Source organism: Thermogemmatispora argillosa (genome assembly GCF_059696725.1).
Genome location: NZ_AP019377.1, coordinates 2,713,431 through 2,728,465 on the forward strand (window position 1 = coordinate 2,713,431; position 15,035 = coordinate 2,728,465).

The 15,035-nt window shown below is 60.1% G+C and carries 7 protein-coding genes; 5 read left to right on the forward strand and 2 right to left on the reverse strand.

What is annotated here, in order from left to right:
* The first annotated feature begins 94 nt into the window (after positions 1 to 94).
* Together AC6H1L_RS10580 and AC6H1L_RS10585 are read left to right on the forward strand one after the other, a co-directional pair.
* A complete protein-coding gene (locus AC6H1L_RS10580; RefSeq protein WP_497601452.1) occupies positions 95 to 1,276 on the forward strand; it encodes a CaiB/BaiF CoA transferase family protein in 1,182 nt (393 codons plus the stop codon).
* Positions 1,277 to 1,465: 189 nt separating this feature from the next.
* Complete coding sequence (locus AC6H1L_RS10585) at positions 1,466 to 2,785, forward strand: pyridoxal phosphate-dependent aminotransferase (protein ID WP_497601453.1); 1,320 nt, start codon at positions 1,466 to 1,468, stop codon at positions 2,783 to 2,785.
* Between the two features lie 53 nt (positions 2,786 to 2,838).
* Here the strand turns inward: AC6H1L_RS10585 and AC6H1L_RS10590 are convergent, their stop codons facing one another.
* Positions 2,839 to 3,693, reverse strand: coding sequence for a class I SAM-dependent methyltransferase (locus AC6H1L_RS10590; protein ID WP_497601454.1), 855 nt, complete (start codon positions 3,691 to 3,693; stop codon positions 2,839 to 2,841).
* Between the two features lie 276 nt (positions 3,694 to 3,969).
* Between AC6H1L_RS10590 and AC6H1L_RS10595 the strand changes: the two genes are divergently transcribed.
* The 3 genes from AC6H1L_RS10595 (at position 3,970) to gyrB (ending at position 11,392) form a co-directional block, all read left to right on the forward strand.
* Entirely contained in the window at positions 3,970 to 7,005 is a 3,036-nt protein-coding gene (locus AC6H1L_RS10595; RefSeq protein WP_497601455.1) for an alpha-mannosidase, read from the forward strand.
* Positions 7,006 to 7,330: 325 nt separating this feature from the next.
* A complete protein-coding gene (locus tag AC6H1L_RS10600) occupies positions 7,331 to 7,954 on the forward strand; it encodes a zinc ribbon domain-containing protein (protein WP_297162855.1) in 624 nt (207 codons plus the stop codon).
* Between the two features lie 1,422 nt (positions 7,955 to 9,376).
* The gene (gyrB, locus tag AC6H1L_RS10605; RefSeq protein ID WP_497601456.1) at positions 9,377 to 11,392 is read left to right on the forward strand and encodes a DNA topoisomerase (ATP-hydrolyzing) subunit B; all 2,016 of its coding nucleotides are present in this window, start codon (positions 9,377 to 9,379) and stop codon (positions 11,390 to 11,392) included.
* 399 nt (positions 11,393 to 11,791) lie between these two features.
* On the opposite strand, the gene AC6H1L_RS10610 is transcribed toward gyrB, so the two are convergent.
* Complete coding sequence (locus AC6H1L_RS10610) at positions 11,792 to 14,998, reverse strand: efflux RND transporter permease subunit (RefSeq protein WP_497601457.1); 3,207 nt, start codon at positions 14,996 to 14,998, stop codon at positions 11,792 to 11,794.
* Positions 14,999 to 15,035: the final 37 nt, after the last annotated feature.

The following is a 15,035-nucleotide window of genomic DNA, read 5'->3' on the forward strand; positions in this document are numbered from 1 at the left end:
TCGCCGCGCGCGAATCGTTGCAAGCAGACAGACAGCGTTAGTCAAACGCCCTGGACGGACCAGGAGTTTCCACACTGCAGTAAGGAGAGCAGGCATGACCCAGCCTCTGAGCGGCATTCGTGTACTCGACCTCTCCCGTCTTCTGCCTGGCGGCTACGCCTCACAACTGTTGGCCGACTTTGGCGCCGATGTGATCAAGGTTGAAGAGCCTGGTAGCGGCGACTATGGGCGCAACATGCCCCCCTACGGTCCCGCGGGCATGGGCCTGGCCTTTCTGGCTGTCAACCGCAATAAGCGCAGCCTGACGCTCAATCTGAAGTCTGAGGAGGGCCGGGCGATCTTCCTGCGTCTGGTGCGCAGCGCCGATGTCTTGCTGGAGAGCTTTCGGCCCGGGGTAATGGCGCGCCTGGGCCTGGGTTACGAGCAGCTACGCGAGGTTCGCCCTGAGCTGATCTATTGCGCCATCAGCGGCTACGGTCAGGACGGACCCTACAGCCAGCGCGCAGGGCACGACCTGAACTATCTCGGTTACGCTGGTCTGCTACACTACAACCGCGATCAACAGGGGCGGCCAGTCATGCCCCCCACCCAGTTGGCTGATCTGGCCGGCGGCGGCCTGATGGCCGTGATCGGCATTCTTACGGCCCTTGTCGGGCGCAGCCAGAGCGGTCAGGGACGCTTCGTCGATGTCGCTATGACCGAGGGCGCAATGGCCCTGCTTCCACTAGCCATCAGCACTTACCTGACGACAGGCCAGGCCCCCCAACCGGGACACTCTCCCCTCGACGGTGGCCTGCCTTGCTACAATATCTATGAGACCAGAGATGGTGGCTACATTACCCTGGCCGCCCTCGAGCCGAAATTTTGGCACGCCTTCTGCACTCGCATCGGCCATCTAGAGCTGCTCCCGTTCCATACGCCTGTCGGGCCAGAGGAGCGCAAACAGGCGATCGCCATCTTACAAAGCATCTTCAAAACCAAGACACGCGCTGAATGGCTGGCCGAGCTGGCCGATCTCGACGCCTGCGTCGGGCCGGTCTACTCCCTGGAAGAGGCCCTCAGTGACTCCCAGGCCCAGGCCCGTGCTGTCGTCCAGATGAGCGAGATCGCCGGTGGGACGCTCGGCGCGCTGCGCGCCCTGCCACGCCTCTCCGATACCTCCCAGGAAGAGCGCTATCAGCCCCCACGGCTGGGCGAACATACCGCCGCGATCCTGAGCGAGCTTGGCTACAGCCAGGAAGATATCGCCTCCTTCCGCGCGCGGGGCATCATTTGAGAGGATTCAGCCCGTTTCAATCAGCCACAGCTAGCGCCGCGCGGCTCCGACTCCAGCTCACTCGCCCCACGACCAGGATGGGAGAGCGAGAGCTGAGAGAGGCGGATAGCAAGGGACAGCGCTGGTCGGCGGGAGCAGACAGCCGGGTCTATGTGATAGAATGAGTAAGTGGGAGAGAGAACAGAGGACATGCAGCAAGAGATCGCAGAGGGAAGAGAGGAGCCAGGTCAGCGACTCTGGCAGCGCCTGCCGCCTAATCCCCTTGCTGAGCTGCGCCGGGTCGCCGAGGAGCGAGAGCGGGCGGGCCAGGTGCTGCGCCGTCTCGAGATTGGGGAACCCAGCTTTCGCACCCCGCAGCACATCGTAGCCGCTGCCATTGCCTCCCTCCAGCAGGAGGCCCAAACATACGGCCCGTCCTGCGGCTGGCCCTGGCTACGCGAGCTTCTGGCCGAGAAGATCCAGCGGGTCAACGGCTACGAGGTCTCACCGGCCAACATTGGAGTCACCGTCGGCGGCACAGGCGCGGTTCAGCTAGCGCTGCTGGCGACCGTCGGCCCGGGTGATGAGGTACTTCTGCCCGATCCTGGTTGGCCCCACTACTATCGCCAGCTCGCCATCGTGGGAGCCAGGCCCGTACCCTACCCGCTTGACCCGGCGAGCGGCTGGCTACCAGACCTGCGCGAGCTGGAGCGGCGGGTCAACGCGCGCACGCGCCTGTTAATCATCAACAGTCCCGGCAATCCAACCGGGGCCGTCTTCCCGCGGGAGCTGATTGCCGCGCTCCTGGATTTCGCGCGTCGCCATCGCTTGCTGCTGCTCTCAGACGAATGCTACGATGAACTGGTTTTTGAAGGAGAGCACGTCAGCCCTGCTACCCTGCTGACAGCGGCGGAACGCGAGCGAGGGACATTCATCGGCGTCTATAGCTTTTCGAAAACCTACGCCATGACCGGCTGGCGCATCGGCTACCTGGTCACGGGTCAGGCTCTCATGCGTAGCCTCAGCCAGGTGCTCGATGCCAGCTATACCAGCCTGCCATTGGCCACCCAGCGCGCAGCGGCGGCGGCCTTACAGGGGCCACAAGACTGCGTCGCCCAAATGCGCGCGGCCTACCGCCAGCGTCGCGATCAAGCGGTCGCCCTCCTCAAGCGCTATGGACGCTACGAGTATACCCCACATGGCGCCTTCTACATCCTGGTCAACATCGCCAGGAAGGTGGGAGGCAGGCGTCATGGCCACCAGGACAAGAGCGACAGCAGCGCCGGAGAGCAGGCCACAGCCTTCGCCCTGGAGCTGCTACGGCGGCGGAACGTGCTGGTTGTACCAGGCAACCTCTTCGGCTCCAGAACCGTTGACTACGTGCGCGTCTCCCTGGGAGCCGATGAGGAGACCATAGAGCAGGGCCTCAGCACCATCTGTGAGCTGTGCCAGGAAGAGGCGGCGCCCGCGCCAGGAGTCGGGGAGGCGCGCGAGCACAGCGAGGAGTCAGAATCAAAGCCAACTAGCTAGCTAGAGAGAATGAGAACAGACTGAGGCCCAGCAGACAGCCTCATCGTCACAAATTACTTATAGGCCACCACGCCAAACGCCTCCTGACGCGGCACCACCCGCGCAAAGCCAGCCTCCTGCAAGCGGCGGGTCACCCCCCGGAGGGTGCTGCTCCCAGCGCGGCTCTGCAGGTCGCCCACATAGTGGAAGAGGCGCCCCCCACCGCGAAGCACTCGATACAGCTCGCGATAGAAGGCACCCGAGTAGAGTTCGCCAGCCAGGTCAAAGGCGGGTGGATCATGGACAATGCGCGAAAAATAATGATCCGGGAAGGTCGGGACCAGCTCACTGGCGTCGCCCAGCATACGACGGATCTTGGGATGATGGAAGAGATCCTGTGACCAGGGATTGAGCCGAGCCACCTCCTGAACCGCAGGATCAAGCTCAATAGTCACAACTTCGTCGGCATGACGGGCCGCCTCGATGGCAGTGTAGCCCAGGCCAGTGGCTGTGTCCAGCACGCGCCCGCTGATGGGCACCAGGGTACGCATCTTGAGACGCGTGTCCTCCAGCGGATCAACCTCCTTCACGCGGTGCATCACAAAGCCAGCAATCAGCAGGCTGGGCGCCCCCTGCGTCGGATAGAGGCTACAGGGGCGATTGGTCACCGACGAGAAGGTCTGGATGGCGCGCACAGAACCGTGTTCTAACAAGAAACAACTATTGAGAGCAGATGCGATACGCTCAACATCGTCCCAACGTAACAGCTCGCCTGAAGGGAAGAGCACCCCCTCTTCAGTGAGCGCAACAGTCACTTGGGAGAGGCCCAGGTCCGGCGAGAGTTCACACTGCCGCCTCCCCTCCCGGCGAGCCTGCAAAAGAGGGGCAACCTGAACGTGTGATAAGACAACGTGTAGGCTGGTGACCACAGGTCGCAGTTCCTCGATATTGAATGGTAGGTGTTGGCGCGAAGATTATATATGGGAGCAAGCTTCAATGCAAGGGGGCCATTTTGACTAACTAAGAGTCTTACTTCCAGGGGCATTTATTGCCATCCGGGTAGACAGCGAGTATAATATCTTTCAACATTTATTGTACCTGCGTCGGTAATCGCCGTCTGCCAGCAGGTTCCCCACTACACGGTGCAGGTGGTAAATGTACAGCAATAAATCGATAAAAGATGGAAACATAACAAGGGAAAACGTATGAGTGGGCAACTCAGCATCATTCTGGTGCCACATACCCATTGGGACCGCGAGTGGTATCTGACCTTTCAGCAGTTTCGCATCCGACTGGTGCAAACCATAGACAAACTGCTGAATATCATGGAACATGACCCTGCATTCAAGCACTTCATGCTTGATGGGCAGACAATCGTGCTTGAAGATTATCTGGAGGTGCGACCCGAGCAGGAGGAGCGGCTCAAGCAATACATTGCTGAAGGGCGTATCCTTATCGGCCCCTGGTACCTCCAGCCCGATGAGTTTCTGGTCAGCGGTGAGTCGCTGATCCGCAATTTGCAGACGGGTCTCAAGCAGGCAGCGCGATTTGGGGAACCTATGCGTGTCGGCTACCTGCCCGACTGCTTCGGTCACATTGCCCAGATGCCGCAGATTCTGCAGGGTTTCGGCATTGATAGCGCGGTTCTCTGGCGAGGTGTGGGCGATGAGGTCAGAGAAAGTGAATTCTATTGGGAGGCGCCAGATGGCACCAGGGTTCTGGTGGTTTACCTGCCCGAGGGCTATGGCAATGCGCGCCTGATGCCCCTGACCCCCGATGCCTTCATCACCCGGCTGGAGATCGTGGTCTCGCAGCTGCTTGATCGCACGCCCACCACAACGGACACGCTGCTTTTGATGAACGGCTCCGACCATCTGGAGCCGCAGCAGGGCCTGCCGGCCACCATCGAGGCGGCCAATAAGCTGCTGGGGAACGTCTCGCGCTCTGGTCACAGCAATCATCATCAGTATGAAGGTATCCATATTCAGATTGGCACAATCCCCCAGTACATCGAGCAGGTGCGCCGGCGTATTGAGCAGCAGCAGCGTCAGCTCCGCCTTCTCAAGGGCGAGTTGCGTAGTAGCAAATATGCGCATTTGCTCCCGGCGGTGCTCTCGACGCGCATGTGGATCAAGCAGCAGAACACCGCTCAGGAGCATCTGCTACAGCACTGGGTTGAGCCTTTGACGCTCTGGGCCTGGAAGCTTGGCGATGACTACCCGCGTGGTCTGGTCAATCTGGCCTGGAAATACCTGCTGCAGAATCAGCCGCACGATAGCATCTGTGGCTGCAGCATCGACCAGGTCCATCGGGAGAACAGCGTCCGCTTTGCTCAGTGTCAGCAGATCGGCGAGGCTCTCGTTAGCCGTGCCCTGCAGCGGATCACCGATACGATGAGCACGCTGCCGCCGCAGCCGCTGGCGGGGCAGGAGCGAGCGCCCTTCCCGATCGTGGTCTTCAACATGGGACCCGGGCCGCGCAACGCAGCGGTCTCTGTCGAGGTGCATATCGCCGAGTCGCTTCAGCGCGCGGTGCTCGTTGATGAGCAGGGGCGGGCCTTGCCTTTCCGGGTGCTGGGTGAGCATCGGCGCCGCATCGGTAGCCAGACTATCCAGCGTCAGGCGCTGGCGCGCATGCAGGCCGTGGGCACCTTTGACCGTCCTGGCCAATTCCTGGCCCTGACCCACGATACGATCAGGATCGCTATGGGCATCCCCGACGATCCTGATGAGATCGTTGATCTGCGCGTCCTACCGGCTGCCACTCCCGACCTGCGCCGTATCGAGATCGCGCTTGCCCCTTCCAATTTGCTCAAGGGCGATCGCGAGCGCTTGCTCGCCAGCGAGCAGGAGGTGCTGCAGCTCCTTCAGCGCGAGGAGATCAAGGCGCTGGAGTTCGAGGTCTTTGAGCTGATGCAGCAGAAAGTCGAGTTCCTGGCCAGCGACCTGCCTCCCTATGGGGCGAAAACCTATTGGCTCTATCCGGCGGTTCAGGTCGACCAGCTCCCGCCGCTGGAGCATGCGACGCTGCGCTGTGGGCCGCAGTCGATCGAGAATGAGTTTTATCGTGTCGAGGTGGATAGCGATTTCGGCACGCTGACCGTGACCGATAAGGAGACGGGCGCAGTTTTCCGCGGCCTGCATCGCTTTGTCGACGGTGGCGATGTCGGCGATCTGTATACGTACTGCCCGCCTGCGCGCGATACGCTGATCAGCACGCCGGCTCAGCCGCCGCGCATCGAGCTACTGAGCGCTGGCCCGGTGCGCGCTACGCTGCGCATCAGCTCGGTCTGGCGCCTGCCAGCAACCTGCAGCGATAGCCGCGATAGTCGCAGCGAGCGCTTTGTCGACTGTCCGATCTGTAGTGAAATTTCACTCTACCCCGGGGTGCGCCGCATCGATATCCATACGACGGTAGAGAACAATGCGCGCGACCATCGTCTGCGGGTGCTGTTCCCCATCCCCTATACAATAGAAAGGGTAGCTGCTGAGGGAACGTTTGAGGTGCGCCTGCGCCCTGTGACGGTTCCTCGCCCGGAGAACCTCAGCGATTGGGCTGAGGCGCCCGTCAATACCTTCCCGCAGAAGCGCTTTGTCGATCTCAGCGACGGTCAGATTGGCCTGGCGGTGCTCAATCGCGGCTTGCCTGAATATGAGGTCGTGCAGGGCGGGCCGGGTCTGGCTCCGGGGCAGATGGCGCTGGCTCTGACCTTGCTGCGCTGTGTGGAGTGGCTCTCGCGCGATGATCTCTCAACGCGCCAGGGTCCGGCTGGCCCAATGTACTACACGCCGGAGGCTCAGTGTCCCGGGCGTCACGAGTTCGATTATGCGCTGGTGCCGCACCGTGGTACCTGGGAGGCCGAGGATGGCCTGGTGCTGCGCGAGGCCCAGGCGCTCAATCTGCCGGTCCGCGCGCTGGTCACCAGCCAGCATGCTGGTCAGCTCCCGACCCGAACTTCGCTGGTCGAGGTCTCACCTCCTGAGCTGGTTGTCAGTGCGCTCAAGCGCTCACTCGATGATCAGGGCTGGGTTGTGCGTGTCTATAATCCGCTCGATCACGAGGTTGAGGCGACTTTCCATCCCGGTCTTGCCGCCAGTCAGGCCTTTGTGGCAAACTTACTGGAGGAACCGCGCGAGCAGCTCGAATGGCAGGGAGGTCAGGATAGCTCATCGCTGCAGGACACACCTCCTCTCCGGCGACGGCTGCGCGCCGGCGAGATTCTGACGTTGCTGTTCCGTTAGACCGTTTCTCCGCAAGTTGTTCTAGGGCGGCGAAAGCGGCGGGCGAGGCCTTCGCATAGCGGTCAACGGAGAAGCGGGGCGGGAGAAGCGGGCCTAAAGCCACAAGGCTGGAAGAGCGGCGGGGCGGTCATGAAGAAGACAGAGCAGAGAAGACGCTTGTTCGTTTGCCTGCTTTGCTCTCTTGACCGCCCCGCCGGGGGTCTTTCTCTCCAGCGGGCCAACCCTATGGGTACCGGAAGTCCTGAAAGGAGCAACATTCAAGCGGGGATGTCCGTTGTAATTGTGTGTACTGAGCTATGTCTATTCTGAAAGGGGCCTTCATCCTGTGAACGCGCAATCTTTAACCCTTATTCTCGGAGCCACTCCCGGGGGGGGCAACCTGCTGACCACTTTGCAGAACGCCCTGGGGCTTATTATCAGTTTTTTTCTCGCGTTCTTCTTCGTTTTCTGGATAAGTTTGATCATTTGGACATTTCGCGATATTCGCTCCCGCTCCCAGGATCTAGCCACTCAAGTGATTGCAACCTTGCTGGTGGCGGTCTTTAATGTGGGCGGGCTACTGATCTACTTGATTCTGCGCCCGCGCCAAACGCTGGCAGAGATCTATGAGCGCCAGCTAGAGGAGGAATCGCTGCTGGCGGAGATGACCGAGCGTCAGACTTGTACTAATTGCCATGCTCGGGTAGAGTCGGATTTCCAGATCTGCCCGTCCTGTGGGCAGAAGCTTAAGCGGCCTTGCCCGAAGTGTGAGCGTCTTCTTGAGCTGCGCTGGTCGTTCTGCCCCTACTGCGCTACTAATCTGATGGCCATGCCAATGCAGGGCATGCCTAGCGTCCCTGGCGTCTCCGGCGTGCCAGGCGTGCCTTCTATGCCAGGTGTTGCCGGTATGCCCGCCAATCAGCCGCCGGGTGTTCCAATGAGCGGCCCGCTCAGCGGCAACCGCTTCTAGCTCTGGCTCTCTGTTTCTCTCTGAGCTGACTCAGCCCTTTAGTTCATTGCTCGCTATGCCCGCTGACTGAGTGGCTGGCTGATCAGACGAGCAATGGATCGGTGATCGATGGCTGGCAACTGTCAGCGACTGTTGCTGATTCGATGAGGCGTTCTGGCTGTGATGCCGTGCCGGGCCGTCTCGTTTCTCAGCTTCTGTCGCTTGTTTGTCTGGCACCTCTCCCCTGTACGGTGAGCGCTGCGCTGGCTCCCAGGCACTAGCTCGGTATCCCCTGCCTTGCTGCAAGCTGGTGACTAGCGATGAGCCGCCTGCCCGGTTTGCTGACCAGGCCAGACGGCTCTTGTGTTTTTTGCCGTCTCTAGCACCATTGAGACGATGCGCGTTGGTTGGCGGGTTGATACGTTGCTTGCTGCATTGCCCGCTTTGTCCGACCTGGCAGTGTGGATGGCGCTCGCGGCGTGTTGTGATCAGGCACCACGTTCACCAGAGCTGCGCCAGGAGCGGCCTGGTCCAATGCCCCCCTCTACAGCAGACAGGCAGGTAGGGGAACAGCGAGGCTGCCAGGGTCGGCTGCTAAGCTTCGCTCTGGCGGGATAGGCAGGCAGAGCCGGGCACGGATATGGGCAGGTGTGCGTCGGTCGCTTCGGCTCTTTGTGATGGTCAATCTGTCCGTCTTTGATTGGCCCGAAGCCCTGCATGTGATATAATAAGAGAGACATTAAAGGGTAACTTCGTTACCACATTGGCTTCTCTCTTTCAGAAAGAACGTATAAGCAGCTTAGTCGCTGTGATCTTTTCCTCGCAGAGCCTGTTTCCTCGCCCTGGTCAGCACGACAGTGCTTGGGACCGCCAGGCGCACAGTTCCAGATGCAGCGCAACCGAGAATGGCTGGCGCTGGCTGTGCCCTGTAAGCTGGCAGACCAGGAGGTAGGCACAGGCATAAGGCAGCAATGCAAGCTTACAGCAGGGTTTAGCGATGCTTGCCTGTCTGTCTGCCTGTCTCTCTGTTCAGCCTGGTCGCAAGGCAAAGGTTGGTCTGGGTGTGGTTATGGCGAGCAAGCGAGCAGACAAGAAGGCCAGTGGTTCCGTTCCTGGAAGGGAGGGACAGGCTGATGCCGCGTGTCTCTGCCTTTATGTTGGGGCTTCGGTCAGAGCCAGGTGCTTGAGGAGCAGATGAGCGGCGAGATGGACGACGCTGCGGGACTGAGTGAGCAGACAAGCTCGCCCTTTCTTTCGTCAGCCAGTCAGAGAGGATGACCTGAGCTGAGGCAGTCAGGTCCGCTATGTAAGGCTCGCGGCTGGCCCAGCAGTTGCGGTCGGCGCGAGTCTGCAGGCTGTGATCTCTAAAGAGAGTGAGAGTGGCCTCTTGGCTCTTTTTCTATAAAGAGAAGGCTGTTAGCGTTAAAGGAACGTGCAGACCCTATGGCAAAAGCAAGAGAAACTCTGGCAGCAACGGCTGAGCAGGTAGCTGGTGATGGCGCTCTCCCCAAGGAGAAGCTCAACGGCTCCAAGGTGGCGCCGCGTGGTAGCGTCAGTAGTGGGGAGTACAATGAGCAGCATATCCAGATTCTGGAGGGTCTGGAGGCGGTGCGCGTCCGACCCGGTATGTATATTGGGTCGACCGACCAGCGCGGTCTTCACCATCTGATCTATGAGGTGGTCGACAACAGCGTCGATGAGGCGATGGCCGGATTCGCCGATACGGTGACGGTCACGATCCATGCTGATGAGTCGGTGACGATCGAGGATAATGGGCGCGGCATCCCCGTAGAAAAACATCATCAGCGCCCTGAGATGTCGACGCTGGAAGTGGTGATGACGATCCTGCACGCCGGCGGGAAGTTTGGCAGTGGAGTCTACCAGTTCAGCAGTGGCCTGCACGGCGTGGGTGTCTCGGTGGTCAATGCCTTATCGGAGTGGTGCGAGGTGGAGGTGAAGCGCGATGGCCGCCGCTATCGCCAGCGCTATGAGCGCGGCGTCGCTGTCACTCCGGTGGAGGATCTGGGGCCGGCTGAGGGCCACGGCACTAAAACTACGTTTCTCCCTGATCTCCAGGTTATGGAGACCCGTGACTACAACTTTGATGTCCTGGCCCAGCGCTTCCGCGAGATCGCCTATCTCAACCGCGGCTTGACTATCTCCCTCCGTGATGAGCGCACTGATCGCGAGGTCACTTTCTACTTTGAAGGCGGCCTCGTCTCCTTTGTCCGCTACCTCAATAAGAACCGCAATTGCCTGCAAAGCCGTCCCGTCAGTATCGTGCGCGAGGTCGACCAGGTGAAGGTTGAAATCGCGCTCCAGTATAACGATAGCTGGAATACGACGGAGTTCTCTTTCGCTAACGGCATCAATACTGTGGACGGTGGCATGCACATCACTGGCTTTCGCAGCGCCCTGACGCGTACGCTCAATGATTATGCGCGTAAGATGGGCTTCCTCAAGGAAAAGGAGAGCAATCTGACTGGTGAGGATGTGCGCCAGGGTCTGACGGCGGTGGTCAGTGTGAAGCTGCCGAACCCGCAATTTGAGGCGCAGACGAAGGCCAAGCTGAATAACGCTGAGGTGCGCCCGATCGTCGAGGCGGTGACGGCGGAAATGCTCTCGGTTTACCTGGAGGAGACGCCTTCGGAGGCGCGCGCGATTATCGAGAAGTGCTTGACTTCGGCTCGCGCTCGCGAAGCAGCCCGCGCGGCTCGCGAGCTGGTTCAGCGGAAGAACGCGCTCGATACGACGCTCCCCGGGAAGCTGGCCGACTGTACTGAGCGCCGTCCCGATCGCTGTGAGCTGTACCTTGTCGAGGGCGACTCCGCCGGTGGCTCCGCTAAGCAGGGCCGCGATCGCCATTTTCAGGCGATCCTGCCTCTGCGCGGTAAGATTCTCAATGTGGAGCGCGCTCGCCTGCAGAAGATGCTTGAAAACGAGGAGGTCAAGAATATTATTACGGCCATCGGCGTGGGCATCGGTGAGTCTTTCGATAAATCGAAGCTGCGCTACGGACGCATTGTGATTATGTGCGATGCCGATGTCGATGGGGCCCATATCCGTACGCTGCTCTTGACCTTCTTTTTCCGCTACATGGAGCCGCTGATCACGGACGGGCACCTTTATATCGCTCAGCCGCCCCTCTATCATGTGAAGATGGGCAAGGAGGTGCGCTACGCCTATTCGGATGAGGAGCGCGATGCCTTGATCGCCGAATACAAGGCGAAACATAACGGGAAGGAGCCGGAGGTGGGGCGCTATAAAGGCTTGGGTGAAATGAACCCCGAAACGCTCTGGGAAACGACGATGGACCCGGCCCGCCGCACGATTCTGAAGGTGACCATTGAGGAGGCGGTAGAGGCAGATCGTGTCTTCAATATGCTGATGGGCGACGAGGTGGCTCCTCGCAAGCGCTTTATTGAGAGCCACGCGAAAAACGCTGAGCTGGATATCTAGGGCCAGGGCCCGGCGCTCAGGCATTTGCTGCCTGTCTGCTTGTTTGCTTGCCCGTTTACCTGCCCTGCTGTACGACGCTGCACTTATTGTCTTTGTTTATCGATGGTGCTTCCTTCCGCGTTATCTGGCCTAGAGGGAGGAAGCACTGCTTTTTCTTGCTCTGTTGATTGAATCACTTACTTGCCCGCTGGAGTTTTGAAGCCAGGCTTGAGCTACAGCTACCCCTGACGTAAGATGGCAGGCGCGAAAACGGGTCTTTGCCGAGCATGGGCGTTTTGTCGTCTGGCGGTTCTGGGGCCATAGCCCCAGCAAGAAGCAGCGGAGGAGACCAGTCGTTTGTTGGTCTCCTCCGCTTTCTCATTTTGAGCTTTGCTTCGGCACCCGCCCCAGCGGTTACGGTTACGACTGGGCGACTACGGCCTCGGCGCGCTCACCGCCAGTGGCGGGCGGTGTCGGTCTCCTGTTGAAGCGCTCCTTGATATCCTCAACGAGCACATAGAGGGTGGGAACCAGCAGGAGCGTCAGCAAGGTTGAGGAAGTCAGACCGCCGATGACCACGATGGCGAGGTCGCCCGAGATCAGCAGGCTGTCACCGCCTCCGATGCCGAGGGCCATCGGGATCAACGCCATGACAGTGGCGAGGGCTGTCATCAAGATGGGGCGCAGACGTCGGCGTCCGCCCTCTATGACTGCCGTACGCGCGTCCAGACCGCGCGCCCGATATTGGTTCACAAGGTCGATCAGGACAATGGCATTGGTGACCACAATGCCAATCAGCATCAGGAAGCCGAAGAGCGAAGAGATGCCGATCGGCGTACGTGTGGCTGCCGCCAGGATCAGGGAGCCAACGCCGGCGAAAGGAATGGCGATCAGCAGGATCAGTGGCTGCACCAGGCTGCGGAAGGTGGCAACCATGACAATGTAGACCAGAGGAATGGCCACCAGCAGCACAAAGTAGAACTGCTGTAGGGCCTGGTTCTGCAGCGAGGTATTGGTACCCAGGCTGGCGCTCGCCCCCGCCGGGAGATGCAGGCTGTCAATGCGTTTCTCTACCTCATGGGTAACCGCCCCCACGTTGTCGATGGTGGCAGTCAAAGTAATGGTGGCTGTGCGCGTGCCATTAAGATGCGAGATCTGGGTTGGCCCGTTGACCTGGCTGACAGTGGCGATGTCTCCCAGGCGCACACTGCCTGAGCCGGTCGGTAGCTGGAGATCACGCAGTTGCTGCAGGCTGGTTGGTGCCGCTCCCAGTTTGAGATCGACATCTTGCTGCACCCCATTGAGTGTCACATGGGTTACAGTGGTGCCGTTGTAGACCATCTGGAGGAGTTGCCCCACCTGCACCGCCGTCAGACCGTGAGCCAGGGCCTTCTGAGGATCGACGTGGACATCGATCAGCGGCACCGCAGAGGCGAGGTCGCTGCTGACGTCGGTCGTATTGGGAGTATCGGCCACGGCATCGTAGACCTGCTGGGCGGCCTGACGCAGGGTCGTTTCGTCCGGCGCCTGGACGGTAATGTCCACGATGTTGCTGTTGCTGGTCTGCAGGAAGGTGAAGGTGCCAACCCCGCTCAGCCCCTTGAGGCGGTCACGAACGGTCTGTTGCACTTGATTGAGATCCGAGCTTGATTTGACGGTAACGATGTAGGTGGCGCTTCCGCCACTGGAAGCACCCGGGCTGAGGTTCAGGAAGGAGCCACCGCCGCCGCCAATGGTTACCTGATAGGCCTGAATATCAGGGATGGTGCTGAGGATCTGCTCGACAGGCCGCGTGGCCGCATCGATCCGAGCCAGGCTGGCCGTAGGCTCTAGCTTCTGGCTAAAGCGGAAGGAGGTTGCCCCCTGGTTTCCGAAGACATTGACGGGGAGAAGCGGGAAGAGCGCGCAGCTACCAAGGAAGAGCAAGAGAGCAACCACCAGGGTGATGGCCCGGTGGCTTGTGACCCAGCGGACCAGCGGTACGTAGGCCCGCTCCAGGAAGCTCGGCTTTTCGTGGGGCAGTTCACGCCCAGCGTTGGCTTTCTCTGCAGGCCCCTTGAGGAACCAGTAGGCCAGCACGGGGATAATGGTCAGGGCCACCAGGAGAGAGGCCAACAGGGCTACTGTCACCGAGAAGGCCAGCGGGTGAGCATATTCGCCCACAATGTCGCCGATAAAGGCCAGCGGCAGGAAGACACAGACGGTGGTCAGTGTCGAGGCCGTAACGGCGGTGGCAACTTCTTTGACCCCTGCTAATACGGCGGTGCGTTTGTCTTCCCCTCCTCGCAGATGGCGATAGATATTTTCAAGAACAACAATGGAGTCGTCAACGACACGCCCGACGGCGATGGTCAGCCCTGAGAGCGTGAGCAGGTTCAGCGAGTAGTTGCCTACCCAGAGGCAGATCAGGGCGATGATGATCGAGAGCGGGATAGAGATCGCCGTCACCAATGTGGAACGTACCGATAGCAGGAAGACCAGAATGACAACGACGGCAAAAAGGGCGCCGAGCAGGCCTTCGCGCGCCAGGTCGCGGACCGACTCCTGAATGTAGGGAGCCTGGTCGCTGACGACGGTAATGTGGGCGTTATAGCCAAGCTTGCGCTCCAGGTCAGGAATCTGCTTGTTGACGTCCTGGGAGATAGAGACGGCATTACCGTCATTGGTCTTGGTGATCGAGATGCCCAGACTGGGCTTGCCGTTGGTACGCGTGAGGGTGCTGGAGGGCGCGAGATCTTCCTTGACAGTGGCCACATCGCCAAGCTTGATCGGCTTCAGGGTCACTCCCGCGGCAGCAGCAGTACCGGCGTTCAGTTGCTGCTGCAGCGCGGCGGCGCTGCTGCCAGCGCCAGCCCCGGTCATGCCGGCGGCGCTGGCCCCGGTCGGATACTGACCCTGGGGGAGAACTGCCTGTTCACCAACCACCAGGTTCTTGAGATCGTCCAGCGAGCCAAGCGTGTTCCCAACACGGACCGAGAGCGTCTGGTCTCCCGAGGTCTGCTGGCCCGCCGGTAGCGTCATGTTGTTCGCCTGCAGCACCTGCTCAACCTGGCTCACGCTGAGGTTGTAGCGCTGGAGCTTCTTGGGATCAAGGGTGATGCTGACAATTTGCTGACGGACACCAGTGACGCTTACGTTAGCGACGCCGTTGATCCCCTGCAGGGCCGGCACCGCAATCTGTTTGAGGCGTACAGCAAGGTCCTGCTGATTCTGATCCGAGCTGACAGCCAGAATGATAATCGGCACGTCAGCAAAGTCATATTGCTGGACTTGCGGGGTAACGTTCGCTGGCAAGCTGGACTGAGCCTTGCTGATCTCTTCGCTGATGGTCTGTTGGGCCCGATCCAGGTCGGTGCCGAAGTTGTAGTAGATCGTGATCACCGACAGTCCCTGACTGGACTGCGAGGTGATGCGCTGCACGCCAGGATTCCCCTGGAAATTGCTTTCGAGAGGATCGGTGATGTCTTGTTCTACCTGGGCTGGGGCCGCCCCAGGATAGGCCGTGATGACCGAAATAGCTGGATAGACAAGCGATGGCAGTAATTCTTGCTTTAACAACGGGATGATATATCCTCCTAACAGGAGGACCGCTACGGTGGCTAAGGCCACCACGCTCCTGTTAGCCATGCTCAGTTTCGCAAGGCGATGCATACTGTTCTCTCGT

Coding starts and splice junctions, on each gene's coding strand:
- AC6H1L_RS10580 (WP_497601452.1), top strand. CDS start 95: ATGACCCAGCCTCTGAGCGGCATTCGTGTACTCGACCTCTCCCGTCTT.
- AC6H1L_RS10595 (WP_497601455.1), top strand. CDS start 3,970: ATGAGTGGGCAACTCAGCATCATTCTGGTGCCACATACCCATTGGGAC.
- AC6H1L_RS10585 (WP_497601453.1), top strand. CDS start 1,466: ATGCAGCAAGAGATCGCAGAGGGAAGAGAGGAGCCAGGTCAGCGACTC.
- gyrB (WP_497601456.1), top strand. CDS start 9,377: ATGGCAAAAGCAAGAGAAACTCTGGCAGCAACGGCTGAGCAGGTAGCT.
- AC6H1L_RS10610 (WP_497601457.1), bottom strand. CDS start 14,998: ATGGCTAACAGGAGCGTGGTGGCCTTAGCCACCGTAGCGGTCCTCCTG.